At 68.7% G+C, this 26,427-nt stretch carries 26 protein-coding genes; 12 read left to right on the top strand and 14 right to left on the bottom strand.

Annotation, left to right across the window (positions count from 1 at the left end; genetic code table 11):
* Positions 1-140: 140 nt before the first annotated feature.
* Together C1932_RS03755 and ubiH are read right to left on the bottom strand one after the other, a co-directional pair.
* Positions 141-1,322: a UbiH/UbiF family hydroxylase gene (locus C1932_RS03755; RefSeq protein WP_108761282.1), complete on the bottom strand. Its 1,182-nt coding sequence runs from the start codon at positions 1,320-1,322 to the stop codon at positions 141-143.
* Positions 1,319-2,527, bottom strand: coding sequence for a 2-octaprenyl-6-methoxyphenyl hydroxylase (gene ubiH, locus C1932_RS03750; RefSeq protein WP_108761281.1), 1,209 nt, complete (start codon positions 2,525-2,527; stop codon positions 1,319-1,321). The genes C1932_RS03755 and ubiH overlap by 4 nt, the downstream gene beginning before the upstream one ends.
* A 109-nt stretch (positions 2,528-2,636) precedes the next feature.
* On the opposite strand from ubiH, the gene C1932_RS03745 reads away from it, so the two are divergent.
* The 9 genes from C1932_RS03745 (at position 2,637) to C1932_RS03705 (ending at position 11,805) form a co-directional block, all read left to right on the top strand.
* Positions 2,637-3,221: a hypothetical protein gene (locus tag C1932_RS03745; RefSeq protein ID WP_108761280.1), complete on the top strand. Its 585-nt coding sequence runs from the start codon at positions 2,637-2,639 to the stop codon at positions 3,219-3,221.
* 8 nt (positions 3,222-3,229) lie between these two features.
* On the top strand, positions 3,230-3,784 hold the full coding sequence (locus C1932_RS03740; RefSeq protein WP_108761279.1) for a cob(I)yrinic acid a,c-diamide adenosyltransferase: 555 nt from the start codon (positions 3,230-3,232) through the stop codon (positions 3,782-3,784).
* Between the two features lie 4 nt (positions 3,785-3,788).
* Entirely contained in the window at positions 3,789-4,727 is a 939-nt protein-coding gene (locus C1932_RS03735; protein ID WP_108757644.1) for a histone deacetylase family protein, read from the top strand.
* An 89-nt stretch (positions 4,728-4,816) separates the two neighbouring features.
* Positions 4,817-7,264, top strand: coding sequence for an LPS-assembly protein LptD (lptD, locus tag C1932_RS03730; RefSeq protein WP_234412299.1), 2,448 nt, complete (start codon positions 4,817-4,819; stop codon positions 7,262-7,264).
* Positions 7,261-8,604 (top strand): peptidylprolyl isomerase, encoded by a 1,344-nt coding sequence (locus C1932_RS03725; protein ID WP_108748591.1) that lies wholly within the window; start codon positions 7,261-7,263, stop codon positions 8,602-8,604. The genes lptD and C1932_RS03725 overlap by 4 nt, the downstream gene beginning before the upstream one ends.
* Before the next feature lie 3 nt (positions 8,605-8,607).
* Complete coding sequence (pdxA, locus tag C1932_RS03720) at positions 8,608-9,588, top strand: 4-hydroxythreonine-4-phosphate dehydrogenase PdxA (protein ID WP_108761277.1); 981 nt, start codon at positions 8,608-8,610, stop codon at positions 9,586-9,588.
* Positions 9,585-10,388, top strand: a complete 804-nt coding sequence (rsmA, locus tag C1932_RS03715; RefSeq protein WP_108748589.1) for a 16S rRNA (adenine(1518)-N(6)/adenine(1519)-N(6))-dimethyltransferase RsmA — start codon at positions 9,585-9,587, stop codon at positions 10,386-10,388. Before pdxA ends, rsmA begins: the two co-directional genes overlap by 4 nt.
* A 13-nt stretch (positions 10,389-10,401) precedes the next feature.
* A complete protein-coding gene (apaG, locus tag C1932_RS03710) occupies positions 10,402-10,785 on the top strand; it encodes a Co2+/Mg2+ efflux protein ApaG (protein WP_108748588.1) in 384 nt (127 codons plus the stop codon).
* A gap of 15 nt (positions 10,786-10,800) precedes the next feature.
* A complete protein-coding gene (locus C1932_RS03705) occupies positions 10,801-11,805 on the top strand; it encodes a symmetrical bis(5'-nucleosyl)-tetraphosphatase (RefSeq protein ID WP_108761276.1) in 1,005 nt (334 codons plus the stop codon).
* 103 nt (positions 11,806-11,908) lie between these two features.
* On the opposite strand, the gene C1932_RS03700 is transcribed toward C1932_RS03705, so the two are convergent.
* The 9 genes from C1932_RS03700 to C1932_RS03660 all read right to left on the bottom strand — a co-directional run bounded on the left by C1932_RS03700 (position 11,909) and on the right by C1932_RS03660 (position 19,202).
* Entirely contained in the window at positions 11,909-12,400 is a 492-nt protein-coding gene (locus tag C1932_RS03700) for a dihydrofolate reductase (protein WP_108761275.1), read from the bottom strand.
* 5 nt (positions 12,401-12,405) lie between these two features.
* Positions 12,406-13,200, bottom strand: coding sequence for a thymidylate synthase (locus tag C1932_RS03695; protein ID WP_108752220.1), 795 nt, complete (start codon positions 13,198-13,200; stop codon positions 12,406-12,408).
* Entirely contained in the window at positions 13,197-14,084 is an 888-nt protein-coding gene (gene lgt, locus C1932_RS03690; RefSeq protein WP_108761274.1) for a prolipoprotein diacylglyceryl transferase, read from the bottom strand. The genes C1932_RS03695 and lgt overlap by 4 nt, the downstream gene beginning before the upstream one ends.
* Before the next feature lie 51 nt (positions 14,085-14,135).
* Positions 14,136-14,630, bottom strand: a complete 495-nt coding sequence (locus C1932_RS03685; RefSeq protein ID WP_108748583.1) for a TPM domain-containing protein — start codon at positions 14,628-14,630, stop codon at positions 14,136-14,138.
* On the bottom strand, positions 14,630-15,508 hold the full coding sequence (locus C1932_RS03680; protein ID WP_108761273.1) for a TPM domain-containing protein: 879 nt from the start codon (positions 15,506-15,508) through the stop codon (positions 14,630-14,632). Before C1932_RS03680 ends, C1932_RS03685 begins: the two co-directional genes overlap by 1 nt.
* A gap of 3 nt (positions 15,509-15,511) precedes the next feature.
* On the bottom strand, positions 15,512-16,132 hold the full coding sequence (locus tag C1932_RS03675) for a LemA family protein (protein WP_108761272.1): 621 nt from the start codon (positions 16,130-16,132) through the stop codon (positions 15,512-15,514).
* Between the two features lie 569 nt (positions 16,133-16,701).
* Positions 16,702-17,862 carry an MFS transporter gene (locus C1932_RS03670; protein ID WP_108763345.1) on the bottom strand — a complete coding sequence of 387 codons (1,161 nt, stop codon included), beginning with the start codon at positions 17,860-17,862 and terminating at the stop codon, positions 16,702-16,704.
* A 161-nt stretch (positions 17,863-18,023) separates the two neighbouring features.
* On the bottom strand, positions 18,024-18,773 hold the full coding sequence (locus C1932_RS03665) for a TerC family protein (RefSeq protein ID WP_108748578.1): 750 nt from the start codon (positions 18,771-18,773) through the stop codon (positions 18,024-18,026).
* A gap of 33 nt (positions 18,774-18,806) precedes the next feature.
* Positions 18,807-19,202 carry a diacylglycerol kinase gene (locus C1932_RS03660; protein ID WP_108751473.1) on the bottom strand — a complete coding sequence of 132 codons (396 nt, stop codon included), beginning with the start codon at positions 19,200-19,202 and terminating at the stop codon, positions 18,807-18,809.
* 213 nt (positions 19,203-19,415) lie between these two features.
* Between C1932_RS03660 and C1932_RS03655 the strand changes: the two genes are divergently transcribed.
* Positions 19,416-20,117, top strand: a complete 702-nt coding sequence (locus tag C1932_RS03655) for an SGNH/GDSL hydrolase family protein (RefSeq protein WP_108748577.1) — start codon at positions 19,416-19,418, stop codon at positions 20,115-20,117.
* A 159-nt stretch (positions 20,118-20,276) separates the two neighbouring features.
* Here the strand turns inward: C1932_RS03655 and C1932_RS03650 are convergent, their stop codons facing one another.
* From C1932_RS03650 to C1932_RS03640, 3 genes are all read right to left on the bottom strand, one after another.
* Positions 20,277-21,548, bottom strand: coding sequence for a HAMP domain-containing sensor histidine kinase (locus C1932_RS03650; RefSeq protein WP_108761271.1), 1,272 nt, complete (start codon positions 21,546-21,548; stop codon positions 20,277-20,279).
* A 150-nt stretch (positions 21,549-21,698) separates the two neighbouring features.
* On the bottom strand, positions 21,699-22,412 hold the full coding sequence (locus C1932_RS03645; RefSeq protein WP_002811889.1) for a response regulator transcription factor: 714 nt from the start codon (positions 22,410-22,412) through the stop codon (positions 21,699-21,701).
* Positions 22,413-22,499: 87 nt separating this feature from the next.
* Positions 22,500-23,144, bottom strand: coding sequence for an arylesterase (locus C1932_RS03640; protein WP_108761270.1), 645 nt, complete (start codon positions 23,142-23,144; stop codon positions 22,500-22,502).
* 75 nt (positions 23,145-23,219) lie between these two features.
* Here C1932_RS03640 and C1932_RS03635 point away from each other — a divergent pair, with 75 nt between their 5' ends.
* Together C1932_RS03635 and C1932_RS03630 are read left to right on the top strand one after the other, a co-directional pair.
* Positions 23,220-23,867, top strand: coding sequence for an ATP-binding cassette domain-containing protein (locus C1932_RS03635; protein ID WP_108761269.1), 648 nt, complete (start codon positions 23,220-23,222; stop codon positions 23,865-23,867).
* Entirely contained in the window at positions 23,864-26,374 is a 2,511-nt protein-coding gene (locus C1932_RS03630; RefSeq protein ID WP_108761268.1) for an FtsX-like permease family protein, read from the top strand. The genes C1932_RS03635 and C1932_RS03630 overlap by 4 nt, the downstream gene beginning before the upstream one ends.
* Positions 26,375-26,427: the final 53 nt, after the last annotated feature.

The following is a 26,427-nucleotide window of genomic DNA, read 5'->3' as shown; positions in this document are numbered from 1 at the left end:
AAACACCTTCGCCCCATCTGGGCCGACGTGGCCTGACAGACGTGCCAACCAAGGTTGGCACCTACCAGAGCGGTCTCGCGCGGTCGACAGGTGGCAGAGCAACGCGCCACGCGGTGGGTGGTACCCGAGCGGCGTGCTGTTCAGACCCCGGCGGCGCGCTTCCAGAATGCCTGTACCACCGGCGGCCACTTGCCCACGCAGCCCAGCGCGCGGCCGCGGGCCAAGGTCAGGTGCATTTCGTCGTTGGAAAACAGCCGGTTGATCGCATCGAAGCTGTAAGCGGCGATCTGGTTGTCACTGCGCCGTTCGCGAGCCCAGCGCTGCAGCCGCTGCGGCGACAGGCGCGGCTGGCCACGGCGCTCGGCCGAGGGTGCCAGCCACTGCTGCAGGGCAGCCACGTCGCGCAGGCCCAGGTTCACCCCCTGCCCCGCCAGTGGGTGCACCACGTGCGCCGCATCGCCCAGCGCCAGCACGCGACCGGACACATAGTGGCGGGCCAGCTGCCGGCGCAGCGGGAACGCCGCGCGCGCCGAGGCCAGGCGCAGTTCACCCAGCCGGCCGGCAAAGGCGCGGGTCAGCTCGCGATTGAACGCGGCGTCGTCCAGCGCCAGCACGCGTGCCGCTTCGTCTTCCGGCAGGGTCCACACGATCGAACTGCGGCGCTCGGCCACCGGCAGCAGGGCCAGCGGGCCGGTCGGCAGGAAACGCTGCCAGGCCGTGGCCTGGTTGGGCAGCGCGCTGTCCACGTAGGCCACCACGCCACGCTGGTGATAATCGTGCGATTCCACCTCGATTCCGGCCAAGCGGCGCAGGGTGGAATCGGCGCCATCGGCGGCCACGGCCAATGCGGCATCCACGCGACGCCCATCGTCCAGCCGCAGGCGTACACCTTCGTCGTCCTGTTCCAGCGCCTCCACCCGCGCCGGGCAATGCAGCTGCACGCCCGCCGCCGGCAATGCCGCCCACAGGCGATCCTGCAGCAACGCGTTCTCAACGATGAAGCCCAGCTCGCGCCGGCCGAAGCGGTCGGCGTCGAACAGCAGGTCATCGCCGCCGGCCGCGTCCCACACCTGCATGCGCCGGTAGGGCCAGGCACGCGCCTGTGCAATGGCCGGCCAGACGCCAAGGCGCTGCAGCAGCTGCACGTTGTCGGCGGCGAAGGCGAACACCCGCAGATCCGGCTGCGCCGCCTGCCAGGCCGGCGGCTCGCGCCCTTCAACCAGCGCCACCGACAGACCGGCATCGGCCAGCGCCAGTGCACACGCGGCACCGACAACGCCGCCGCCCACCACGGCCACATCCGCGCGCATGCGCCGGCTCATGCAGCCTCCCCGCGGCACAGGCGCGGCACGTCACCACGGAAGCCCATGGCACCGCCGACCAGCATCGACTGCACCGTGGCGCGTTGTGCCGCCACCAGGCCCAGGCTGCGCAGCGGGCGCAGCAGCGGTGCCGGATTGCTGGTCAGCCGGGCCAGCCCACCGGAAAACGCCACCGTCTGCTGCCGGTCGTCCGCGCGCCGGGCCACGTAGGCGTGCAGAAGTGCCTCGCGGCCGGCATCTTCATCGGCCGCCTCCAGCAGCTCGGCCAGGGTGAGCGCGTCGCGCAGGCCCAGGTTGAAGCCCTGCGCGCCCAACGGGTGGATGGTCTGCGCGGCGTTGCCCAGCAGCACCGCGCGTTCGCCCACCAGCGCGCGCGCCAGTACCTGCACCAGCGGGTAGGCGCTGCGCGGGCCCGATTCCAGCAAGCGCCCGGCGCGCCAGCCCAGCGTGTGCTGCAGGCGCTGCAGCCAGGCCGCATCGTCCAGCGCCATCACCGCCTCAGCCTGGTCGCGGGCCACGCCATGCACACAGCCGAAGTGGCGGTCGCCGCGCGGCAACAGCGCGGTCGGGCCGGTATCGGTGAAGCGTTCCCACGCGCTGCCATCGGGCGCGCGCTGGCTGCGCACGCGGGCCACGAACAGGGTCTGTTGGAAATCATGGCGGTCCACCGCAATGCCCAGCGCATCGCGCACGCCGCTGGCGGTGCCATCGGCCCCCACCACCAGCCGGGCCAGCAGCACGCGCTCGCCCGCATCGTCAGCCACATGGACCTGCCGGTGGCCGTCGACCACCGCGCCCAGGCCGATGAAACGCATCGGGCGGTAACGCTGCAGTCGTGGCAGTTCCTGCAGCCGCGCCTCCAGGGCCTGGCCGAAATCGCGGGCCACCACCACCTGGCCGAACCACGGCCGGTCGTAATCGGCCGCATCCATCTGCACGCGGCCAAAGTCGCCGGCTCGGCTGACGTGGATGCGACGGATCGGGCCGGGCGGCATCGCCAGCTTCTGCATCACCCCCAACGCAGTCAGTGCGTTCACGGTGGCCGCGGCGAAACTGAGGTTGCGCTGGTCGAACACCGCCGGCAGTTCACCGGCCGGGCTGGCTTCCAGCAGCGCCACGTTGCGGCCCAGCCGCTCCAGGGCGATGGCCAGGCTGGCCCCGACCAGACCGCCACCGACGATCAACACGTCATGTCGTTCACTCATGGGCCCATGATACGCGCTCGCCACGCCATCCAGACCCGGCACGCCGCGCCTGCGCAGGACCGCGCGGCGGGCTAGAATGGAAGCTGAATCCGCCCCACGGGTCTTCGCCATGTCCGACACCGCCCATCGCGCCTTTGTCCTGTCCGTGCTTGTGCTGCTGCTGGCGGCGACCCGGGTGAACCACTTCGCGGCCATCCCCGATGCCTCCTGGGCCGTGTTCTTCATCGGCGGCTTCTATCTGGCCCGCTGGACCCGCTGGGCGTTCCCGCTGCTGATGGTGTTCGCCGTGCTGGTGGACTGGATCGTGATCCGCAGCGCGGGGCTCGACTTCTGGCAGCACTACTGCGTGTCGCCGGGTTACTGGCTGCTGTTGCCGGCGTATTTCTCGCTGTGGGCCGGCGGCCTGCTGCTGGGCCACAACTACCACGGCGCGCACTGGTCGGTGCTGGCCAAGGGCGTGCCGCTGCTGGTGGTGTCGGTGGCGCTGTGCCACCTGCTGGCCCAGGGCGGGTTCTACTGGACCAGCCGCAACGTGGCCGAACCGACCCTGGCCGGCTGGGCACAGAACTATGCCCAGTGGTTCGGGCCATACCTGCGCACCACCGCCATCTACGTGGCCCTGGCTGCGGCGCTGCAACTGGCTGTGGAGCAGATGCTGAAGCTGCACCAGGCCCGCCGCGACATCCACCACTGAGCACCGGCATGGGGCATCGGCTTTCGCGCATCTACACCCGCACCGGCGACGACGGCAGCACCGGCCTGGGCGACGGCAGCCGGGTGGCCAAGGACGATCTGCGGGTCGCCGCCTACGGCACCGTGGACGAAGCCAATGCCGCCCTGGGGCTGCTGCTGGCCGCGCCGCTGCCTGACGACGTGCGTGCGCTGGTGGTGCATCTGCAGCACCAGCTGTTCGATCTGGGCGCCGAGCTGTGCGTGCCTGGCCATGCGGCCATCCATGCCGCCGACGTTTCCGCACTGGAACAGCAGCTGGACCATTACAACGCCGACCTGCCCATGCTGAAGGAATTCATCCTGCCCGCTGGCGGCGAGGCGGCGGCGCGCTGCCACCTGGCCCGCACCATCGTGCGCCGCGCCGAGCGCGAAACGGTCAGCCTGGCCCGGGCGCAGGCCGTGCGCGGCGAAGCCCTGCACTACCTCAACCGCCTGTCGGACCTGCTGTTCGTGCTGGCACGGGTACTGGCCCGCGCCGATGGCCACGGCGAAGCGCTGTGGCAACCACAGCACCGGCAGGCCTGAGCCCGTGCAGGTCTTCACTCATCCGTCCTGCCTGCTGCACGACCCGGGTCCGGGCCATCCCGAATGCCCGCAACGGCTGCAGGTGGTGCTCGACGCCCTGCAGCAGGCCTTCCCCGGCCAGCTGGACTGGCAGCAGGCCCCGCCGGCCAAGTTCGGCGAGCTGAGCCGGGTCCACGACAGCGCCCTGCTCGACTTCGTGCTGCAGCCGCAGACCCTGCCGCTGCGCCAGCTGGACATGGACACCTGGACCTCGCCCGGTTCGGCCAGCGCCGCCGTGCACGCCGCCGGTGCCGGCGTGGCTGCGGTGGACGCGGTAATGCTGGGCGATGACCCGCTGGCGTTCTGCGCGGTGCGCCCGCCGGGCCACCATGCCACCAGCAGTACGGCCATGGGCTTCTGCCTGCTCAACAACATCGCCATCGCTGCCGCCTACGCGCGCGACCGCCACGGGCTGGAACGGATTGCCGTGGTCGACTTCGACGTGCACCACGGCAACGGCACCCAGGACATCTTCCAGCACGACGCGCGGGTGTCGTACTACAGCACCCACCAGGCAGGCCTGTTCCCCAACTCGGGCCTGCGCCGCGACCGTGGCGCAGGCAACCTGATGAACATCCTGCTGCCGCCAGGCAGCGGTGGCTTCCGCTTCCGCAATGTCTGGGCCGACGAGATGCTGCCGGCCATCGACGACTTCCGCCCACAGCTGCTGCTGATTTCGGCCGGTTTCGATGCCCACCTGCGCGACCCGCAGGCGGACCTGATGCTGGAAACCGAGGATTTCGCCTGGATCACCGGCGAACTGCATGCGCTGGCGCGGCGCCATGGGGCCGGCCGGGTGGTGTCCATGCTGGAAGGCGGCTACGACCTGCAGGCGCTGGCCGAATGCAGCGTGGCCCACGTGCAGACCCTGCTGCAGGGCGCCGCTGCGGCACGCCCAGGATGAACCCGAACCGGCCTGGGCCGGACGCCTTCATTGCCCCTATGCAAGGGATGGGGCAATCTACGGTCCGTTTTCGCCCGAATCCGAACCGCGTGCGCCGAGCCCTCCGCCTGCTTCCCCTGCCCCTGAGCATCGCTGTCTGCCTGCCGGCGATGGCCGATGACAAGCCGCTCAACTGGGGCCTGTGCCCGGCCACTGAAGTCATTCCCGCCTTCACCGATGCCCCCACCCCGGTACCGGGGCAGGACGCGGCCGCCGCCAGCGCACAGCGCGAGCAGCAGCCCACCGACATCGAAGGCGACCAGCTGCTGGGCACCACCACCGTGCCGCAGTACCAGGGCAACGTGGCCCTGCGCCGCGGCGACCAGTTCGTGGGTACCGACAAGCTCAGCTTCGATACCGACACCGGCAACTACATCGCCGACGGCAACGTGCGCTACCAGGATTCCTCGATCCGCATGGTGGCCAAGCGCGCCGAAGGCAACCAGGAAAGCGATACCCACAAGATCACCGACATCCAGTACCAGCTGGTGTCGCGCCGTGGCAACGGCGAGGCCGAATCGGTCGACCTGCAGGGCGCCGTGGGCCAGATGCACCGCTCCACCTACACCACCTGCGACCCCTCGCAGCCGGTGTGGAAGCTGACCGCCCCGCAGATCGACGTGGACAACGACGAAGGCTTCGGTACCGCCCGCAACGCGGTGCTGCGCATCGGCAAGGTGCCGGTGCTGTGGGCGCCGTACTTCAAGTTCCCGATCGACGACCGCCGCAAGACCGGCCTGCTGTTCCCGCAGCTGGGCATGTCCGGCCGCAATGGTTTCGACTACACCCAGCCGATCTACCTGAACCTGGCGCCGAACTACGACGACACCCTGATGCCGCGCTACATGAGCGAGCGCGGGCTGATGCTGGACAACGAGTTCCGCTATCTCTACAACGGCGGCCGCGGCGAGCTGCTGACCGCCTACATCCCCAACGACAAGCTGCGCGACCGCGACCGCGGCCGGGTGATGTTCAGTGGCTACCACAACGTGGACAGCCACTGGCAGGCCCGCGCCAACCTGGCCTGGGTGAGCGACGAGCGCTACGTGGAAGATTTCGCCAACCGTCTGCAGGGCGTGACCGCGTCGAACCTGCAGAGCACCATCGGCCTGTACGGCACCGGCAAGAACTGGACCGCCGGCATCATGGCCGACCGCTGGCAGCTGACCGACTACACCCTGACCGAGCGGGCGCTGGCCTACAACCGCCAGCCGCGGGTGTACTTCACCTGGGACAAGCCGCTGCTGCCGTGGATGGAAGCCGGCGTCTATGCCGAAGCGGTGCGCTTCACCCACGATGACATCAACGAGAAGACCGTCGATGCCGAGGGCGAGTACGTGCGCAATGGCACGGTCACCCGCATGTATGGCGGCTCGCGCCTGGACGTGAAGCCCTACGTCTCGTTCCCGTTCAGCGGCGCGGCCTGGTATGTCACGCCCACCCTGGCCTACCGCTATACCGCTTACCAGCTGGACCGCGGCCTGGCCCACGACATCCGCAAGACCGTGTTGACCTCGCAGAACGTGGACGTGACCACGGCCAGCGCCGACCAGCTGCGCGGCAATACCTCGCCCAGCCGTGCGCTGCCGATCGCCAGCCTGGACGCCGGCCTGTTCTTCGACCGCGAAACCACCATCGGTGGCAAGTCCTTCCTGCACACCCTGGAGCCGCGCCTGTTCTACCTGCGCACGCCGTACCGCAACCAGGACGACCTGCCGCTGTTCGACACCCGTGACTTCACCTTCAGCTGGGGCCAGCTGTTCCGCGATTCGCGCTACACCGGCGCCGACCGCCAGAACGATGCCAACCAGCTGACCATGGCCCTGGGCACCCGCTTCATCGACCAGACCACCGGCAAGGAACGGTTCTCGGCCAGCATCGGCCAGATCCAGTACTTCGACGAATCGCGGGTGACCACCACCCCGGGCGGCGCACCGGTTGAAAAGGGCAAGTCGGCCTGGATCGCCGACGCCAACTACATGGTGAACGACCGCTGGACCCTGAGCGCCACCTACCAGTGGGACCCCAAGTACAAGCGTGAGGACCTGGCCAGCTTCCGCGCCCGCTACCTGATGTCCAACGATGGCGTGGTCAACCTGACCTACCGCCACCGCATCAACCCCGACGGCACCGACCTGCTGAAGCAGGCCGACCTGTCGTTCCTGTACCCGCTGAATGCGCGCTGGAGCCTGGTTGGCCGTTACTACTACTCGCTGGAAGACAAGGCGCCGCTGGAAATCATCGGCGGCGTGCAGTGGGACAGCTGCTGCCTGGCCGTGCGCGCCGTGGCCCGCCGGTACGTGCGCAACCGCGAAGGCGACCTGAACAATTCCATCCAGATCGAGTTCGTGCTGAAGGGCCTGAGCTCGCTGGGCCAGGACACGGACCGTACCCTGCGCCGTGCTATCCTCGGGTACAACCGCGACGACCTTTATCTGGTGCCGCCCAGCAATACCGGGGTGACCCGGGACGACTACGATCCGAATCTGATCCCATGACCAAGCGCTTCCCCGTTCTTCTCGCCTCGCTGCTGGCGGTGTCCAGCGTGTCCGCCCCCCTGCAGGTCATCGCGCAGGAGGCCCAGCCGCTGGACCGCATTGCTGCGGTCGTCGACGAGGACGTGGTCCTGCAGAGTGAACTGCAGCGCGCCATCGCCAACATCAAGGCCCAGTACGTTGGCCGCGAAAACCAGCTGCCGCCGGACGACGTGCTCAGCCGCCAGGTGCTGGAGCGCCTGGTGCTGGTGAAGCTGCAGGTGGCCCGCGCCCAGGGCAGCGGCATCCGCGTCAGCGACCAGGAACTGAACCAGGCGATGAACTCCATCGCCCAGCAGAACGGTTCCAACCTGGACAGCCTGCGCCAGCGCCTGGCCCATGACGGCATCGACTTCGAGGAATTCCGTTCCTCGGTGCGCGACGAAATCACCGTGCAGCGCCTGCGCCAGAGCTTCGCGCAGAGCCGCATCAGCGTGAGCGAGGGCGAAGTGGATGCCGCGCTGAAGCAGCAGGCCACCGCCGGCAACCAGTACCACCTGGCGCACATCCTGGTCGCCCTGCCCGACGGCGCCAACGCCGACCAGATCGCCACCGGCCAGAAGAAGGCCGACGGCGTGAAGGCCCTGCTGGACAAGGGCGAGCTGGACTTCAACGCCGCCGCCGTGCGCTATTCGGACAGCCCCAACGCGCTGGAAGGCGGCGATCTGGGCTGGCGCACGCTGGACGAAATCCCGGCGGCATTCGCGCAGATGATGCAGCAGATGAAGGCCGGCGATGTGGTTGGCCCGATCCGCGGCCCCAGCGGCTTCCAGCTGCTCAAGCTGGTGGAAGTGCGTGATGCCAACGCCGCCGCCGGTGCCCACACGGTCACCGAATACCATGCCCGCCATATCCTGGTGCGCGTGGACGGCAACCAGACCGATGCCGCCGCCAAGGCCAAGATCGACACCCTGCGTGCCCGCGTGGCCGGGGGTGCCGACTTCGAGCAGGTGGCCAAGGAATCGTCGGAAGACAGCAACAGCAAGGGCCAGGGCGGCGATCTGGGCTGGTTCCCGGCCGATGCTTTCGGTCCGGCGTTCGGCCAGCAGGTCGAAGGCATCCAGGATGGCGGCGTCAGCCAGCCGTTCCGTACCGATGCCGGCTGGCACATCGTGCAGCGCGTTGCCACGCGCCAGACCGACGTGACCAGCGACAACCAGCGTGCCCAGGTGCGTGAAACCATCGGCCGCCGCAAGCTGGAAGAGGAATACAACCGCTTCCTGCAGGAACTGCGTGGCGAAGCCTACGTCAGCTTCCGCAGCGGCGACCGGGCGGAAAACACCGCCACCCCGCCGCAGTCCTGACCCATGCGCCCCGAGCTCGCGCTGGTACCGGGCGAGCCCGCCGGGATCGGTCCGGAACTGTGTGTCCGCCTGGTACAGCAGCCGCGCGATGATTGCCGGCTGCTGGCCTTCGCCGACCCGGACACCCTGCGCGCGGCCGCTGCCGCGCTGAACCTGCCCCTGCAATTGCTGCCGGAAGATGCGCAGGCGCGTCTACCCGGCGATCTGCGCCTGCGCGTGGTGGCCAACGCCGCGCCCAGCCGCTTCGGCCAAGCCGACCCGGCCAATGCCAGCGCCGTCATCGGCGCCCTGCTCGGTGCCGGCCAGGCCTGCCTGTCCGGCGAACTGCACGGCGTGGTCACCGGCCCGGTGCACAAAGCGGTCATCAACGAAGGCGGCATTGCCTACAGCGGCACCACCGAACTGCTGGCCGACCAGGCCGGGGTGAAGGTGGTGATGATGCTGGCCAACGACATCGTGCGCGTTGCGCTGGCCACCACCCACCTGCCCTTGCGCGAAGTGGCCGATGCGATCACCGCGCCTGTCCTGGAACACACCCTGCGCACGGTGCATGCCGCGTTGCGCGGTGAGTTCGGCCTGGCCGCCCCGCGCATCGCCGTGCTGGGCCTGAACCCGCATGCCGGTGAAGACGGCCACCTGGGCCGCGAGGAACTGGACCTGATCATTCCGCTGCTGCAGCGCCTGCGCGCAGAGGGCATGGATCTGGTCGGGCCACTGCCGGCCGACACCGCCTTCCTGCCGGCCAAGCTGGCCGGGTTCGACACCGTGCTGGCCATGTACCACGACCAGGGCCTGCCCGTACTGAAGTATTCGGGCTTCGAACAGGCGGTGAACCTGACCCTGGGCCTGCCCTACCCGCGCGTGGCGGTCGACCATGGCACCGCGCTGGACCTGGCCGGACGGGGCATTGCCGACCCGTCCAGCCTGCAGGCCGCCACGGCCCTGTGTGCGCAATTGGCCCGGCAACGTACACTGAGCGCATGAATTCCCCGCATTCCCCCTCCGGCCCGGTGTTCACCGCCCCGGCCAAGAAGCAGCTTGGCCAGCATTTCCTGGCCGACCGCCACTACATCGACAAGATCGTGATGGCGGTCAACCCCAAGGATGGCGACCGCCTGGTCGAGATCGGCCCTGGCCAGGGTGCGATCACCCTGCCCCTGCTGCGCGTCCATCCGAAACTGACGGTGATCGAATTTGACCGCGATCTGATCGCGCCGCTCACCGCAGCCGCCGAGCCGCTGGGCGAGCTGACCATCGTCCACCGCGACGTGCTGCGCGTGGATTTCACCGAACTGGCCGCCGGCCAGCCGATCCGCCTGGTCGGCAACCTGCCCTACAACATTTCCTCGCCCATCCTGTTCCATGCGCTGGAACATGCCGCGGTCATCCGCGACATGCACTTCATGCTGCAGAAGGAAGTGGTCGACCGCATGGCCGCCGGCCCGGGCAGCAAGGTCTATGGCCGCCTGAGCGTGATGCTGCAGGCCTACTGCCAGGTCACCTCGCTGTTCGTGGTGCCGCCGGGTGCGTTCCGGCCGCCGCCGAAGGTCGATTCGGCCGTGGTGCGGCTGGTGCCGCGCGACCCGGCCACCATCGCCATCCACGATCACGCGCGCTTTGCCGAGGTGGTCAAAGCCGCCTTCGGCCAGCGCCGCAAAACCCTGCGCAACGCGTTGAGCAAGGTGGTGACCGCCGAACAGTTCGCCGCTGCCGGCGTGCGCCCCGATGCCCGTGCCGAACAGCTGGATGTGGCTGAATTCATCGCTTTGGCCAATGCCACCTGATTACACTGCCGGTATGGAAGACGCTGACGTTTACGCCATCTCCGTTGAAGTTGCCCCGCGCTTCCTCGACGACCAATCCGCGCCGGAAGACGGCCGCTATGCGTTCGCCTATACGATCCGCATCCGCAACCGTGGCCGCGTGGCCGCGCGCCTGGTTGCGCGCCACTGGCGCATCACCGATGCCAACGGTCGCGTCGAGCATGTCGATGGCGATGGCGTGATCGGCGAACAGCCGCGCCTGCGCCCCGGTGAAGACTTCCACTACACCTCGGGTGTCATGCTGGGCACCGACCACGGGACCATGCAGGGCCACTACGACATGGTTGCCGACGATGGCACTGAATTTGCCGCGCCGGTCGCACCTTTCGTGCTGGCCATCCCGCGTACCCTGCACTGACACGGAGGCCGGACGATGAGTGTGTGGGCGATCGGCGACCTGCAGGGCTGCTACGACGTAACCCAGCGCCTGCTGGAAAAGATCCGCTTCGACCCGGCGCAGGACACCCTGTGGTTCTGCGGCGATCTGGTGAACCGCGGTGGGCAATCGCTGGAAACCCTGCGCCTGGTGCATTCGCTGCGCGAGCACAGCGTGGTGGTGCTGGGCAATCATGATCTTTCGCTGCTGGCCGTGGGTGCGCGCACCGAGGAAGAGCAGCGCAAGGTCAACCCAGACCTGCTGCGCATCGTGCAGGCCGAAGACCGCGACGAACTGCTGGAATGGCTGCGCCTGCAGAAGCTGGTGCACGTGGACCGCGAGCTGGGCTGGATGATGGTGCATGCCGGCCTGGCGCCGAAGTGGACCACGCAGATGGCCGAAAAGCATGCCGCCGAAGTGGAAGTGCAGCTGCACGGCGCCGGCTATCGCAAGCTGTTCCGCAACATGTACGGCGACAAGCCCAGCTGGGCACCGAACCTGGCCGGCTATGACCGCTCGCGCGCGATCATCAACGTGCTCACCCGCATGCGCTACTGCACCCCGCGCGGGCGCATCGGCATTGAAGACAAGGGCACGCCCGGCACCCAGGAACAGGGACTGTACCCCTGGTTCGAAGTGCCCGGCCGGGTCGAGCGCGACCTGAAGGTCGTGTGCGGCCACTGGTCGGCGCTGGGCCTGACCATCACCCAGGGCGTGCACGCCATCGATACCGGCGCGGTCTGGGGCGGCAAGCTGACTGCCCTGCAGCTGGATACCGATGAACTGCGCGTGGTGCAGGTGCCGGGGCGCGATGTGCCGGCGCCGGTCGCCAATGCACGGCCGCCGGCACGCCCGCCGCAGCCGCGTGCGCCAGCGGTGCAGACCAAGGAAGGCGGCAACGGCCAGCCGGCCGCACCGGGCAACCGTGGCCCGCGCCGCCGCCGCCGTCGCGGTGGTGGTGGTGGTGGCGGTGGCAACAACGGCGCACCGCCGCCGAGCTGAAGGCACAGCGGTAGAGTCGACTGTCAGTCGACTATCGCGCGGAGCGCGGGGTTTCGCGAGGTCCGAACAAGAGCAGTCGACCAACGGTTGACTCTACCCGGGGTCAGCGACGCACGTAGTGCGCGAAGCGGAACGCGTAGGCGTGGCGTGCGTCGGCCGGGTGCGGCTCGCTGCTGGTTTCCTGCCACACCGCCGGGTCCACTTCGGGGAAATGGGTATCGGCCGGCACCTCGGCGTCCACCCAGGTCAGGTACAGGTCGCTGGCCTGGTCCAGCAGCTGGTGGAAGATCTCGCCACCGCCAATGATGCACAGCTCGCTGGCACCCTCGCCTTCGGCAATGGCCTTGCCTTTGTCCAGCGATGCCACCGCACGCATGCCTTCGAACGGCACCTGGCCGCTGCGGGTCAGCACCAGGTTGGTCCGCCCCGGCAGCACCCGGCCGATCGATTCGGCGGTCTTGCGCCCCATCAGGATCGGCTTGCCCAGGGTCAGCGCCTTGAAATGCTTGAAGTCATCGGGCAGGTGCCAGGGCATGGCATTGCCCTGGCCGATGCCACGGTTGCGGTCCAGCGCTACGACCATCGAAAGTTTCATCGCACTCACACCGCCACCGGGGCCTTGATGGCCGGGTGCGGGTCGTAGCCGTCAATGCGGATGTCGTCGAACTGGAAACCGAACAGATCGGTCACCTCGGGGTTCAGCCACAGCTTGGGCAGCGCGCGCGGTTCACGCGACAGCTGTTCACGGGCCTGCGCGTAGTGGTTCGAATACAGATGGGCATCGCCCAGGGTATGCACGAAGTCGCCCACGCCCAGACCCGTGGCCTGCGCCACCATGTGGGTCAGCAACGCGTAGCTGGCGATGTTGAACGGCACGCCCAGGAAAATGTCGCCGCTGCGCTGGTACAGCTGGCAGCTCAGCTTGCCGTCCACCACGTAGAACTGGAACAGGTTGTGGCACGGCATCAGCGCCATCTGCGAAAGCTCGCCCACGTTCCAGGCACTGACCACCAGCCGCCGCGAATCGGGATTGCGCTTGATCTCGTCCACCAGCCACTGCATCTGGTCGATCTCGCGGCCATCGGCGGTGGCCCAGCTGCGCCACTGCTTGCCGTACACCGGGCCGAGATCGCCATTGGCGTCGGCCCACTCGTCCCAGATGCGTACCTGGTTGTCCTTCAGGTAGCCGATGTTGGTGTCGCCCTTCAGGAACCACAGCAGCTCGTGGATGATCGAGCGCAGGTGCAGCTTCTTGGTGGTGACCAGCGGGAAGCCTTCGTTCAGATCGAAGCGCATCTGCCAGCCGAACACGCTGCGGGTGCCGGTGCCGGTGCGGTCGCTCTTCTCGGCGCCGTGTTCGAGCACGTGCGAAAGCAGGTCCAGGTAGGCCTTCATGCCTTGCCCTCCGCCACCACCAGCGGCTTCGGCTGCAGCACCGGTGCACGGCGCGACAGTGCCAGCAGCACCAGGCCCAGCGCCACCAGCGGCAGGCTCAGCAACTGGCCCTTGGTCAGCCAACCGAAGGCGATGTAGACCCCGTTGTCGGGCATGCGCACGAACTCCAGGCCGAAGCGGAAGATGCCGTACATCAGCGCGAACAGGCCCGACACCAGGTAGCGGTGGCGCGGTTTGGCCGACACCATCCACAGCACGGTGAACATCACCACGCCTTCCAGCGCCGCTTCATACAGCTGCGAGGGATGGCGCGCGTAGGGGTTCAGCGCGCCGGTGGCGAACTGCGCCTTCAGCGTGGCCGCATCCAGCTGGTTCAGCGGTGCCGGCAGGCCCGAAGGGAACACCACGCCCCAGGTGCCGTCGGTGTACTTGCCCCACAACTCGGCGCCGATGAAGTTGCCCACCCGCCCCAATGCCAGGCCGATCGGCACCAGCGGCGCCATGAAGTCGATCGTGTCGAACAGGTGCAGACGCTGCTTGCGCGACCACCACCAGCAGGCCGCCACCACGCCCAGCAGGCCGCCGTGGAAGCTCATGCCACCGTCCCATACCTTGAACAGCAGCACCGGGTTGGACAGGAAATCGCCCAGTGCATAGAACAGCATGTAGCCGATGCGCCCGCCCAGCACCACGCCCAGCATGGCGTAGAACAGCAGGTCGGAAAAACCGTTGGCATCGACACCCGGCAGGCGCCCCTGCGCGATGCGCCTGCGGCCCAGCAGCCAGGCTGCCGTGAAGCCCAGCAGGTACATGATGCCGTACCAGTGCACCTTGATCGGCCCCAGCGAAAGGGCAATGGGGTCGATATCGTGGAAATAGATCATGGAAGGTGCCTTGCAGTTGAACGCCTATTCTCGGGCCAGCGCCGCCGCGGCTCAACCAAGCAGCTGCGGGGTGTTGGGCAGCCCGTCATCGTCGGACCCCGAACCGGGCGGAAAGTGCCCGGCCAGCAGCCCGGAGACTTCATCGATGGCATCGCGCAGGGCCTGCACCGGCTCGCTGCCGCGCAGCCCTTCGCGCAGATGGGTGCAGATGCGCTGCCATTGCGCCGGGCTGACCCGGCCGTGCAGACCGCGGTCGGCCACGATCTCGATGGCATGGTCGGCCAGCAGCAGGTAGATCAGCACGCCGTTGTTATGCGCGGTATCCCAGGTGCGCAGCTGGGCGAAGGCCTGCTCGGCCGCCTGCCGCGGGGTCACCCGCCGCCACAGCGCGTGCAGGGGCAGATCGGCTTCCACCGCGAACATGACCTGGCCGCCGTGGCGCTGTTCACCACTGGCGATGGCCTCGGTGATCGCCTGCAGCGCCGCCGGCGGGAAGGCCCGCCGCAGCGACGGGGAAAACAGGTGCCGCCCGATACGCCTGATCATCACCAGCCCCCCGAAGCGCCACCGCCACCGGAACGGCCACCGCCGCCGCCCCAGCTGCCGCCACCACCGCCGAAACCACCGCCGCCCCCGCCGCCCCAACTGCCACCGCCCCAGCCACCGCCGCCGGCGAAGCGGCCGGGGTGGCCCGAAAGCATGGCCACGATCAGGCCGACGATACCGGCCAGGCCACTGGCCAGCAGCGTGGAGGTGAACAGGAAGGCCGCCAGCGCGGCGCCGCCACCGCCCAGCAGGCCGCGCAGCGGGCGCGGCACCCGCGAGAACACCCCGCGCAGGATACTGCCGGCAAATACGCCAATGAACAGCGCCAGCGCCCAGGTATCGCCGCCGTCGCCGCTGTCAGCGCCGCGCTGGCTGCTGACCGGCGCTGGCAGGGCCTCGCCATCGATCAGCTTTACCAGCACTGCGGTCGCTTCGGTAATGCCGCCGGCGTAGTCATCGGCACGGAAGCGCGGCACCAGGTACTCCTGGATGACCCGGTTGGCAATGGCATCGGGAATCGCCCCCTCCAGCCCGTAGCCCGATTCGATGCGCACCCGTCGATCGTCCTTGGCCACCACCAGCAGCACACCGTCATCCACGCCCTTGCGGCCGATCTGCCATTGATCGAACACGCGGGTGGTGTACTGCGCGATGTCCTCGGGCTGGGTGCTGGCCACCACCAGTACCTGCAGCTGGCTGCCCTTGCGCTGCTGCAGCGCCAGCGCCTGCTGCACCAGCGCCTGCTTCTGCGTGGCGTCCAGCGTGCCGGTGGTGTCGACCACCGGCGAATCCAGCGCCGGAATCGGCGCAAGCTGCTGCGCCTGCGCGGCCAGCGGCAGCCACAGCAGCAGGGCCAGCAGCGCGGTGACCAGGCGCATGGATCAGTTCGCCGGCTGCGCTGCCGGCGGCGGCTGCGGCGCGTTGCCGAAATCGACCGCCGGCGCGTTGGAAATCTGCGCCTCGTTTTCAACGCTGAAGTTCGGCTTGGGCTGGTAGCCGAAGATCTTGGCGGTAATCAGCTGCGGGAACGAGCGGATGTAGGTGTTGTAGTCCTGCACCTGCTGGATGTAGCGGCCACGGGCCACGGTGATGCGGTTTTCGGTGCCTTCCAGCTGCGCCTGCAGGTCGCGGAAGTTGGCGTCGGACTTCAGCACCGGATAGTTCTCGGTAACCACCAGCAGCCGCGACAGCGCACTGCCCAGCTCGCCCTGCGCCTGCTGGAACTGCTTGAGCGAGGCTTCATCATCGGCGTTGACGTTGATCTGGCCGACCCGCGAGCGGGCGTTGGTGACTTCGGTCAGCACGCGCTCTTCCTGGCTGGCGAAGCCTTTCACGGTCTGCACCAGGTTGGGCACCAGATCGGCGCGGCGCTTGTACTGGTTCAGTACTTCGGACCAGCTGGCCTTCACGGCCTCGTCCTTCTGCTGGATGGAGTTGTAGCCGCAGCCGGAGAGCAGGCCGGCCAGCAGCAGCAGAGGCAGGACACGGGTGAACAGGCGCATGGTGGCGATTCCGGCTGGACGATGTGCCGAGCATGCCACGGACGCGGTGAAAGATCGGCCATCGGGCGCCGCCCCCCTCCGCGGTGGTGGTGCTCATCGATCATCGGGGTAGTCCGGGCGGGTGGGCATGGCGGGGGACGCCGTGAATCCGTCCTTGGAGGCTTAGCCGCGCCATCCATGGCGCGGATACCCCCGCCACGCCCACCCGCCCGGCCTCGTACGGTTTCCTGCGCACCGCGGGAAGATCAAAAAAGAGCAAGAGCAAGAGCCGATGCTTCAGGCATTCGTGTCGACCAAGGTCGACACCTACCAGAGCGGGAGGTCGACACGCACCCAAGCGGGAGGCCGTTCCGGCAGACCGCGGGAAACTGTCGAAGGCGGGGTGGGTCCGGTTGAGGGGGCGTGAGCCGCATGGATGCGGCGACCGAGCTTACATGGACGTACTTGCAGCGTCCCCCTCGACCGGACCCACCCCGCCATCCCACGGAATGCCAGCTTTTGACGTTGACGTTGACGTTGACGTTGATTCGGCGGGTGCAGGGCTGCAAGCCCTGCCGCAACCCACCTCCTCAGCAGGCTTCGGCGGCCGGCGCGCGCACCCGCCCCCACCACGCCAGCACCAGCGCGGCAGCGGCCAGCAGACCACCGGCCACCGGAATGGCCGCATAACCCAGGCCCAGGCTGATCACCGCCCCGCCCAGCGCGGCACCCAGCGCATTGCCCAGGTTGAACGCGCCCACGTTGATGGACGACGCCAGGCCCGGCGCCTCGGTCGCCGCCTGCATCACCCGGATCTGCAACGGCGGGACGATGGCGAAGGTGGCCGCACCGAACAACAGCAGCCCCACCGCAGCGGTGGCGTGGCTCATGAACGCCAGCGGCAGCACCAGCATCAGCAGGGCCAGCACCGCCAGCAGGATGCGCGTGGCGCCATCCAGCGACCAGTCGGCCAGGCGCCCGCCAATGCCATTGCCCACGGTGAAGCCGATGCCCACCAGTGCCAGCGACACCGCGATGAATGCATTGGAGGCACCGGTCAGCTCGGTCAGCACCAGCGCCACATAGGTGTACAGGGTGAACATCGCACCGGCGCCCAGCACCGTGGTGGCCATCGCCAGCAGAACCTGCGGCTGCAGGATCGCCTTCAACTCGCGGCGCACGTCCGGGCGCGGGCCCGGCGCCGAAGCCGGCAGGGCCAGGCCCAGCGCGGTGATCGCCACCACGCCCAGCACCGCCGTACCGGCAAAGGACAGGCGCCAGCCCAGCTGCTGCCCGGCCCAGGTGGCCAGCGGCACGCCGCCGATGTTGGCGATGGTCAGGCCCATGAACATGGTGGCCACGGCCGCGGCCTGCTTGTCCTTCGGCACCAGGCTGGCGGCCACCACCGCACCGATGCCGAAGAACGCACCGTGGTTGAGGCTGGTGACCAGCCGCGAGAGCAGCAGCAGGCCATAGTTCGGCGCCAGCGCCGACAGCAGGTTGCCGACCACGAAGATCGACATCAGCAGCATCAGCGCGGTGCGCTTGCCGAAGCGCCCCATCAACAGGGTCATCACCGGCGCGCCCAGCATCACGCCCACCGCGTAGGCGGTGATCAGCATGCCGGCGGTAGGGATGCCCACGCCCACGCCGTCGGCGATGACCGGCAGCAGGCCCATGGGCGCGAATTCGGTGGTGCCGATGGCGAAGGCGCCGACGGCAAGGGCCAACAGAGCGGCTCTGGAGTTGATGGACGTTTCCTGCGTGGGGCAGGCCTGTGAAAAGAAGCGCACAGGGTGCGCGCTTTGCCCGGCCGGATTAAGCCCCGTGGCGGGGAAACAGTGTTGCCCCCGGTTCACAGATCCCCATAACGCAGAACCCCCGGCCAGGCCGGGGGTTCCAGGAAACGCGCTTACCAGTCGCCGGCGCCCGGCACGTGGTGTTCGCGTGCGCGGCGGCGCATCAGCAGGTTCAGCCACTCCACCAGCACCGAGAAGCCCATGGCGGCGTAGATGTAGGGCTTGGGCACGTGCACGTCCAGGCCGTCCAGGATCAGCACCGCACCGATCAGCAGGATGAAGGCCAGCGCCAGCATCTTCACGGTCGGGTTGGCGTCGATGAAGCGGCCCAGCGGGTTGGCGGCCAGCAGCATCACCATGACCGACAGCAGGATCGCGGCCACCATCACCGGAATGTGGTCGGCAATGCCGACCGCGGTGATGACCGAGTCCAGCGAGAACACGATGTCGATGATCGCGATCTGCAGGATGACCATGCCGAACACGCCCGAAGCCTTGCTGGTGGCAGGGTTTTCATCGTCGCCACCGGTGATCAGTTCCTTGATCTCCAGGTAGCCCTTGATGATCAGGAACAGGCCACCGACGATCAGCACCAGGTCGCGGATGGAAATGCCCATGCCGGCCACGTTGAACAGGTTGGCCGACATGTGCGCCAGGTAGGCCAGTGACACCAGCAGCAGGATGCGGGTGATGCAGGCCACGGCGATGCCGAGCTTGCGGGCGAACGGGCGGCGCTCTTCCGGCAGCTTGCTGACGGCGATGGAGATGAACACCAGGTTGTCGATGCCGAGCACGATTTCCAGCGCGCTCAGGGTGAACAGGGTCACCCAGGCATTGGGGTCGGCGAGGAACTCAAAGGACATGGAAACTCTTCAAGGCAGTGGGGAATGGGGGGTTCAGCCGTAGGTGCCGGCCAACAGGTGCGGCACCACGACCAGGGCCCAGCACAGCAGTACGTTCATCATCAGCACGAACACCGCCGCCGAACCCATGTCCTTGGCGCGGCCGGCCAGCTCGTGGATCTCCGGGCCATAGCGCTCGATCACCGCTTCAATGGCCGAATTGGCCAGCTCCATGGCCAGCACCAGCAGCATCGAGCCGATCAGCAGCGCGCGCTCCACCGGGGTCTGGCCCAGCCACAGTGCCAACGGCGCCAGCAGCACCAGCAGGTAGACCTCCAGGCGGAACGAGGATTCGTGCAGCCAGGCGGCGCGCAGGCCCTGCCAGGACCAGCGTGCGGCCTGGAAGATGCGGCGCGGGCCGCGGGGCATGTGGCCGAAGTTGTCAGCCACGGGTGAGGGATCCAGCAACAGGGGCGCGGCGCAGCGACCGCTCAGACGCACGGCAGGAGATCATGAAGGCACAAGGAGGGGCAGATGGCGCCCATTTTGCCACAAGGCCCGCCGTGGCACCCCGGCCCCGGCCGTGCGCCACCTGACAGGGACAAGCGGCCTGCCGGCCCAGCTCCTATGATGAACGTCCTTATTGTTGCGCTGGAGAGCCCGATGACCCGTCGCCGTACCTGCCTGCTGATGCTGGGCCTGCTGACTGCCGCACCGCTGGCGCAGGCGCTCAGCCCGCCGGCATCGCCGTCCGTGCCCGACCAGGTGTCCAACGTGGCCTGGGCCGGCGACATGGCCGCCTTCGCCCAGACCGACCGCACCTCGCCGCCGCCGCGCGGTGGCATCGAGTTCATCGGCAGCTCGTCCATCCGCATGTGGGACACCCTGGCCCGCGACTTCCCCACCCAGCCCGTGTTCAATCGCGGCTTCGGCGGTTCGGAAGTGCGCGACAGCACCTGGTACGCCGACCGCATCGTGGTGCCGTATGCGCCGTGCAAGGTGTTCTTCTATGCCGGCGACAATGATCTGAACAGCGGCCGCAGCGCCAGCCAGGTGCGCGACGACGTGGTGGCCTTCGTGCAGCGCGTGCACCGCGACCTGCCGAAGACGAAGGTGGAATACCTGTCGATCAAGCCCAGCCCGTCGCGTGCGCACCTGCTGCCGGCGATCAACGAGGCCAACGCGCAGATCAAGGCCGCGCTGGCGAAGCTGCCCAACACCGGTTACACCGACATCTACACCCCCATGCTGGGTGCCGATGGCCAGCCCGATGCGAAGCTGTTCCGCGAGGACATGCTGCACATGACCCCGGCCGGGTACGCGATCTGGACCAAGGCGCTGGCGCCGAAGGTCAACTGCAACTGAGCCATGGCGGACGCCGGGCATGGCCCGGCGCTGCCGTCGCCCCATCCACGCATGGCGTGGATCTACCGGATCGGGCGTGGGGTCAGAGCCCGTTGCGCGGCAACGGGATCCGCCCCCGGCCAAACACAGCGGTAGCGCCGGGCCATGCCCGGCGTGGGGTCAGCGGAAGATGACGGTAGCTTCGGTGCCCTTGCCCGGCTCACTGGCCAGGCTGACTGTCCAGCCGAAGCGATCACACAGGCGCCGCACGATCGACAGGCCCAGGCCGGTGCCCTGCGGGCGGTCCGGTTCGGCACGGTAGAACGGCTCGAATGCCCGCGCCAGGGCCTCTTCGGACATGCCAATGCCGGTATCGCGCACCACCACCCGGTCGTCCAGCACATCCACGTCGATGCGCCCTTCGTCGGTGTAGTTGCAGGCATTGCGCACCAGGTTGCTGACCACCACCTGCAGCACCCGCGGCGGGGCGTGCAGCTGCACCGGTCCGGCACTGTGCAGGGCGATGCTGACCGGGCGGTTGCCCAGCAGCTCGCGCGCATTGTCCACTTCGTAGCGCACCACCTCGCTCACATCGAACAGTTCGATCTGCGGTTCGATATCGGCCTCGCGGGCCAGGATCAGGAATGCATCGATCACCGCTTCCATGTCGCGCCCGGCGCGCTGGATGCGCTGCAGGCTGCGGCGCAGGCGCGGTTCCAGGCCGTCGTCGGCCAGCGCCATGTCACTGGCCACGCGGATCACCGTCAGCGGCGTGCGCAGTTCGTGGCTGGCATCACGGGTGAAGTTGCGCTCGCGGGCCACATGATCGCTGACCCGGCTGGCCAGCGAATGCAGCGCGGCGGCCAACTGCCGTGTCTCGCCCTGCATGTCCGCCGGCAGCTTGTCCGGCTCCAGGTCGGCCGCTTCCGGATGCCCCGGGTCCCAGCGCGAGACGCGCCGGGCCAGCCAGTTCACCGGCGAGACCAGGCGTTTGGAGGCACGGTAGGTCACCCAGCTGGCGCCGTACACGGCCAGCAGGGTCAGCAGCACCGGCACGATGCCGAACCAGAACGCCAGCATTTCCGCGCGGGAACGCAGGAACACCAGGTACAGGCGCCCCTCGGGCCGCGCGTCCACCAGCACCAGCTGGTCATCGCCGGGCAGTTCGTGGAAGCCCGGCTCCAGCGCGCGCAGGTTGGGCGGCAGCGACAGGCTGGACTGACCGCGTTCCAGCAGGTAGCCGCGGATGTTCTGGGTGTTGGGCGGCGGTTGTGCCGGCGAGGCCGCGTACAGGGTCCAGTAGTAGGACGCCTCTTCGCGCAGGGCCGCGCCCACCAGGCTGTGCTTGATCACCAGCGCGACCAGCCAGGCACCCAGCAGGATGCCCAGGCTGGCCAGCACGGCCTGCAGGATGAAAACGATGCGGATCTTGCGCGGCAGGCCGTGCGGCATTGCGGGGTCCCGGTCGAAGCGCTGCGATTATAGGCAGCGCCACGTGCCACGGTCGTGCACGGACGGTGACCACACTGGCAACAGGCTGCGCGCCCCCTGCCCCGGGCCCCGGCCAGGGCCGGGGCGGGTCTGTGCCTGCGCCAGCACCGATCAGGCCATCGGCTGGGCGATATCGGCGATGCGGTAACCGGCGCTCTGCACGGTGTGCAGCAGCGGGCGGTCGAACGGCTTGTCGATGATCTTGCGCAGGTTGTACAGATGGCTGCGCAGCGTGTCCGAATCGGGCAGGCCGTTGCCCCAGATCTCGCGCTCGATTTCCTGGCGGGTGACCACGCGCGGCGATTCGCGCATCAGGATGGTCAACAGGCGAAGACCAATCGGCGAAAGCTGCAGTTCGGTACCGGCGCGGGTGGCGCGCATGCTGACCGGGTCGAGCACCAGGTCGGCCACCTTCAGCACTTCCGAACCCACCTGGCGACGCTCGCGGCGAATCAGCGCGCGCAACCGGGCTTCCAGTTCCTGGATAGCGAACGGCTTGGTCAGGTAATCGTCTGCACCAAAGCCCAGGCCGGTCAGCTTGTCGTCCAGGGTGTCGCGCGCGGTCAGCATCAGCACCGGCGTCGACTTGCGTGCATCGTTGCGCAGGCGGCGGCATACCTCGATGCCGTCCAGGCGCGGCAGCATCAGGTCCAGCACGACCACGTCGTAGCTGTTCTCGGCAGCCAGACGGTAGCCGTCCAGGCCATCCTGCGCGTAATCCACCTCGAAGCCACGGCCTTCCAGGTACTCGCCGATCATCTCGGAGATGTTGCGGTTGTCCTCGACCACCAGCACCAAGCCGGAAGTCTCCTTCGTCTGACGCATGTGATTCCCTCTGTCTTCAGCTTTGTGAAACATGCCCCATCGACGGTGGACGCGATGTGAAGTTCCGTCAAGACACGCGGAAACGGTTCATAGCAGGGGTTTGAGCAGCGGCCACACGTTGTCCAGCACCTTCGGCTGCGCCTGGGCGGTGGGGTGCAGGCCGTCGGCCTGCATCAGCCCCGGCTGCAGCGCCACGCCTTCCAGCAGGAACGGCAGCAGCGGCACCTTGTACTGGTCGGCCAGGCCCCGGTAGACCGCAGCCAGACGCTGGCGGTAGCCGGGGCCGTAGTTGGGCGGTACGTCGATGCCCAGCAGCAGCACCTTGGCCCCGGCCTTCTGGCTGGCCTGCACCATTTTTTCCAGGTTGCCGCGCACCTGCGGCGGGGTCAGCCCACGCAGGGCATCGTTGCCGCCCAGCGCGATCACCACCACGCTGGGCTTCTCCCTGGCCAACAGGCCCGGCAGGCGGGTCAGCGCGCCGGCGGTGGTTTCCCCGCTCATGCTGGCATTGACGATGCGCGGCGGGGTTTTCGACTGCTGCCTGACCCGTTTGTCCAGCAGGCTGACCCAGCCGGCATCGGCCGGGATATTGTGGGCAGCACTGAGACTGTCGCCCAGCACCAGCACGGTGCCGCCCGGACCTTTGGCACAGGCCAGCAGGGGCGCCAGCAGCAACCCTAGCAGCAGCGCCATCATCGTGCCGGCTTGCCGGCTCCATCCTGTAACGCGCATTGGAGTCTCCTCATCGACAGCCTGTCCCCCCGCAGCGCGCCCGTCGCCATCGCCGTCGACCAGGTCGGCAAGACCGTGCAGGGCCCGGAGGGTGAAGTCCACATACTGGACAACATCACCCTGACCGTCCATGAAGGTACCAGCGTGGCCATTGTCGGCGCGTCCGGTTCCGGCAAGACCACCCTGCTGGGCCTGCTGGCCGGGCTGGACCTGCCCAGCCACGGTCGCATCGCCCTGGCCGGGCAGGATCTGCGCGCACTGGACGAAGAAGCGCGGGCACAGCTGCGCGCGCGCGAAGTGGGCTTCGTGTTCCAGAGCTTCCACCTGCTGCCGGCGCTGACCGCCGCCGAGAACGTGGCCCTGCCGCTGGAACTGGCCGGCCGCGAAGACCCGGCCCGAGTGCAGCAGGTGCTGGAGGCGGTGGGCCTGGCCCATCGTGCCCGCCACTACCCGCGCCAGTTGTCCGGTGGCGAGCAGCAGCGCGTGGCCCTGGCCCGCGCCTTCGTCAGCCGCCCGCGCATCCTGTTCGCCGATGAGCCCACTGGCTCGCTGGACCAGGCCACCGGCCAGCACATCAGCGACCTGCTGTTCGAACTCAATGCCAGCAGTGGCACCACCCTGGTGCTGGTCACCCATGATCTACGCCTGGCGCAGCGCTGCCAGCACATCCACCGCATCGACAACGGCCGCCTGCAGGACGTCGCCCACGAGGCGCACGCATGAACCTGCTGCGCCATGCCTGGCGCGCGCTGCGCCGTGAAGCGCTGGCCGGCGACCTGCTGACCGTGTTCGCCGCGCTGGTGCTGGGCGTGGCGGTGATGACCGCCGTGGGCACCCTGGTGAACCGGGTGAACCTGGCCCTGACCGGCAGTGCCGCCGAAATGCTGGGCGGCGACCTGGGCGTGGGCAGCCGCAACGAACCGCCGGCCGCCTTTGCCGAGGAAGCGCAGCGGCGCGGCCTGGCCCACACCCGCATTGCCGGCTTCGGCAGCGTGCTGTTCCAGGGTGATGCCAGCCAGATGGCCAGCATCAAGGCGGTGGAAGCGGGCTACCCGCTGCGCGGCAGCCTGCGCGTGCGCGCCACCCCGGGCGGGGCGCTGATCGAGCGCGCCGGCATGCCGCCCAAGGGCCAGGCCTACGCCGACCCACGGCTGCTGCAGGCGCTGGGCCTGAAAGCCGGCGACGATCTGGAGTTTGGCGCGGGCACGCTGCGCATTGCCGGCATCATCGAAGCCGAGCCGGATACCGGCGGCGACCTGCTGACGCTGTCCCCTACCCTGCTGGTGAACCGCGCCGACGTGGACGGTACCGGCCTGCTCGGCCCCGGCAGCCGCATCAACTACCGGTTGATGTTCGCCGGCGAACCGGCGCAGATCGCCGCGTTCCGGCAGTGGCTGCTGCCACAGACCAAGGGCATGCGCGTGCTGAGCGTGGATGACACCCAGCGCGGGGTGCGCCAGGCCTTCGATCTGGCGGGCCGTTTCCTGGGCCTGAGCGCGCTGCTGGCGGTGCTGCTGGCCGGCGTGGCCACCGCCCTGGCCGCCAACCGCTTTGCCCTGCGCCGCATCGACCAGGTGGCCGTGCTGCGCTGCCTGGGCGCACGCCAGCGCGACATCCTGCTGGGCCTGGCCCTGCAGTTGCTGATGCTGGCGGTGCCGGCCTGTGCGGTGGGCATCGCACTGGGCATGGCCGCACAGGAAGGCCTGGTGCAGGCACTGGGCAGTCTGGTGCCGCAGCGCCTGCCGCTGCCTGAAGCCACCCCGGCACTGACCGGCGCCGGCATCGGCCTGTTGCTGCTGTTCGGCTTCGGCTTGCCGCCGCTGCTGCGCCTGCGCGGGGTGCCGCCGATGCGGGTGCTGAACCGCTCGTTCGCCGCACTGCCGCCGGCCTCGCTGCTGGCCTATGTGGCCGCGCTGGGCGCCAGCCTGCTGTTGGCGGTGCAGGTAACCGGCGATCTGAAACTGGCGCTGTGGGTGCTGGGCGGGCTGGCCGCGCTGGCGCTGGCCGCCGGCGTGCTGGGCTTTGTGCTGCTGCAGGTGCTGCGCGGCCTGCAGCACCGCCTGCATGGCAACTGGCGGCTGGGCCTGGCCGCCCTGACCCGGCGCCGCCTGCTGGCGGTGATGCAGCTGGTGGGCCTGTCGCTGTCGCTGTGCGCGCTGCTGTTGCTGGCGGTGACCGGACCAGGCCTGCTGCAGCAATGGCGCGAGCGCCTGCCGGCCGATACCCCCAATTACTTCCTGATCAACATCCAGCCCGAACAGCGCGACAGCGTGCTGGCCACCCTGCGTGGCCTGGGTGCGGACGACGCCAGCATCGAGCCGATGGCCACAGGCCGCCTGATCGCGATCAACGGCAAGCCGCCGCTGCGCGTAGACCAGACCGGCACCGAAGGCAACGGGCCGAACAACGGCCCGCGCGAAGACGACGACGAGAACCGCCCGCTGAACTTCAGTTGGCGCAGTACCTTCCCGCCGGCCAATGCCCTGTTGGAAGGCCGCTTCTGGCAGGCCGACAGCACCGCGGCGGAAGCGTCGGTGGAAACCGGGTGGGCGCGGCGCTATGGCGCGCATCTGGGCGATCGCATCACCATCGCCGTCGGCGAGCAGCAGCGCGAGTTCACCGTTACCAGTATCCGCAAGGCCGACTGGAACACCTTCCGGCCGAACTTCTTCGTGCTGTTGAACCCCAACGCGGTGGGCGATACCCCGCACAACCTGCTGTCGGCCTTCCACCTGCCGGCCGGCCAGGCCGCAGGCCTGGGTGAGCTGGTACGGGCCCAGCCCAACCTGTCCCTGCTGGATGTGGACGCGGTGATTTCGCAGGTGCGCGATGTGATGAACCGGGTCGCGCAGGCGGTGCAGCTGGTGATGGTGTTCAGCCTGCTGGCCGGCGTGCTGGTGCTGCTGGCAGCCCTGCAGGCCACCGCCGGCGAGCGGCGGTATGACAGCGCCGTGCTGCGCACCCTGGGCGCCACCCGCCGCCAGCTGCGTGGCGCGGTGCTGGTGGAATTTGGTGCGCTGGGCACCCTGGCCGCCACGCTGGCCGTGGGTGCGGCGGCGGCGATCGGCCTGCTGGTCTCGCAGAAGGTGTTCGAACTGCCGCTGCTGCCGCCCTGGCCGGGCCTGCTGCTGGGCGGCGTGCTGGGCATCGGCCTGAGCCTGCTGGCCGGCTGGTGGGGTACCCGGCGGATCCTGCACACCCCGCCGGCGCTGGCCCTGCGCGAGGCCTGAGCACCGGCAGCGCGGCGTGGATATGCAGTCCACGCCGCGCTGCGTATGCTTGC

The sequence above is a fragment of the Stenotrophomonas sp. YAU14D1_LEIMI4_1 genome (genome assembly GCF_003086815.1).
Taxonomy (GTDB): Bacteria; Pseudomonadota; Gammaproteobacteria; order Xanthomonadales; family Xanthomonadaceae; genus Stenotrophomonas.
Note: the sequence above shows the minus strand (reverse complement) of the source record. Positions and strands in the feature narration are given on the sequence as shown.

Excerpts from the sequence above, each read along its gene's own strand:
- C1932_RS03755 (WP_108761282.1), bottom strand. The coding sequence starts at position 1,322 with ATGAGCCGGCGCATGCGCGCGGATGTGGCCGTGGTGGGCGGCGGCGTT.
- ubiH (WP_108761281.1), bottom strand. The coding sequence starts at position 2,527 with ATGAGTGAACGACATGACGTGTTGATCGTCGGTGGCGGTCTGGTCGGG.
- C1932_RS03745 (WP_108761280.1), top strand. The coding sequence starts at position 2,637 with ATGTCCGACACCGCCCATCGCGCCTTTGTCCTGTCCGTGCTTGTGCTG.
- C1932_RS03740 (WP_108761279.1), top strand. The coding sequence starts at position 3,230 with ATGGGGCATCGGCTTTCGCGCATCTACACCCGCACCGGCGACGACGGC.
- C1932_RS03725 (WP_108748591.1), top strand. The coding sequence starts at position 7,261 with ATGACCAAGCGCTTCCCCGTTCTTCTCGCCTCGCTGCTGGCGGTGTCC.
- pdxA (WP_108761277.1), top strand. The coding sequence starts at position 8,608 with ATGCGCCCCGAGCTCGCGCTGGTACCGGGCGAGCCCGCCGGGATCGGT.
- rsmA (WP_108748589.1), top strand. The coding sequence starts at position 9,585 with ATGAATTCCCCGCATTCCCCCTCCGGCCCGGTGTTCACCGCCCCGGCC.
- apaG (WP_108748588.1), top strand. The coding sequence starts at position 10,402 with ATGGAAGACGCTGACGTTTACGCCATCTCCGTTGAAGTTGCCCCGCGC.
- C1932_RS03705 (WP_108761276.1), top strand. The coding sequence starts at position 10,801 with ATGAGTGTGTGGGCGATCGGCGACCTGCAGGGCTGCTACGACGTAACC.
- C1932_RS03700 (WP_108761275.1), bottom strand. The coding sequence starts at position 12,400 with ATGAAACTTTCGATGGTCGTAGCGCTGGACCGCAACCGTGGCATCGGC.
- C1932_RS03695 (WP_108752220.1), bottom strand. The coding sequence starts at position 13,200 with ATGAAGGCCTACCTGGACCTGCTTTCGCACGTGCTCGAACACGGCGCC.
- lgt (WP_108761274.1), bottom strand. The coding sequence starts at position 14,084 with ATGATCTATTTCCACGATATCGACCCCATTGCCCTTTCGCTGGGGCCG.
- C1932_RS03685 (WP_108748583.1), bottom strand. The coding sequence starts at position 14,630 with ATGATCAGGCGTATCGGGCGGCACCTGTTTTCCCCGTCGCTGCGGCGG.
- C1932_RS03680 (WP_108761273.1), bottom strand. The coding sequence starts at position 15,508 with ATGCGCCTGGTCACCGCGCTGCTGGCCCTGCTGCTGTGGCTGCCGCTG.
- C1932_RS03675 (WP_108761272.1), bottom strand. The coding sequence starts at position 16,132 with ATGCGCCTGTTCACCCGTGTCCTGCCTCTGCTGCTGCTGGCCGGCCTG.
- C1932_RS03665 (WP_108748578.1), bottom strand. The coding sequence starts at position 18,773 with ATGTCCTTTGAGTTCCTCGCCGACCCCAATGCCTGGGTGACCCTGTTC.
- C1932_RS03655 (WP_108748577.1), top strand. The coding sequence starts at position 19,416 with ATGACCCGTCGCCGTACCTGCCTGCTGATGCTGGGCCTGCTGACTGCC.
- C1932_RS03650 (WP_108761271.1), bottom strand. The coding sequence starts at position 21,548 with ATGCCGCACGGCCTGCCGCGCAAGATCCGCATCGTTTTCATCCTGCAG.
- C1932_RS03645 (WP_002811889.1), bottom strand. The coding sequence starts at position 22,412 with ATGCGTCAGACGAAGGAGACTTCCGGCTTGGTGCTGGTGGTCGAGGAC.
- C1932_RS03640 (WP_108761270.1), bottom strand. The coding sequence starts at position 23,144 with ATGCGCGTTACAGGATGGAGCCGGCAAGCCGGCACGATGATGGCGCTG.
- C1932_RS03630 (WP_108761268.1), top strand. The coding sequence starts at position 23,864 with ATGAACCTGCTGCGCCATGCCTGGCGCGCGCTGCGCCGTGAAGCGCTG.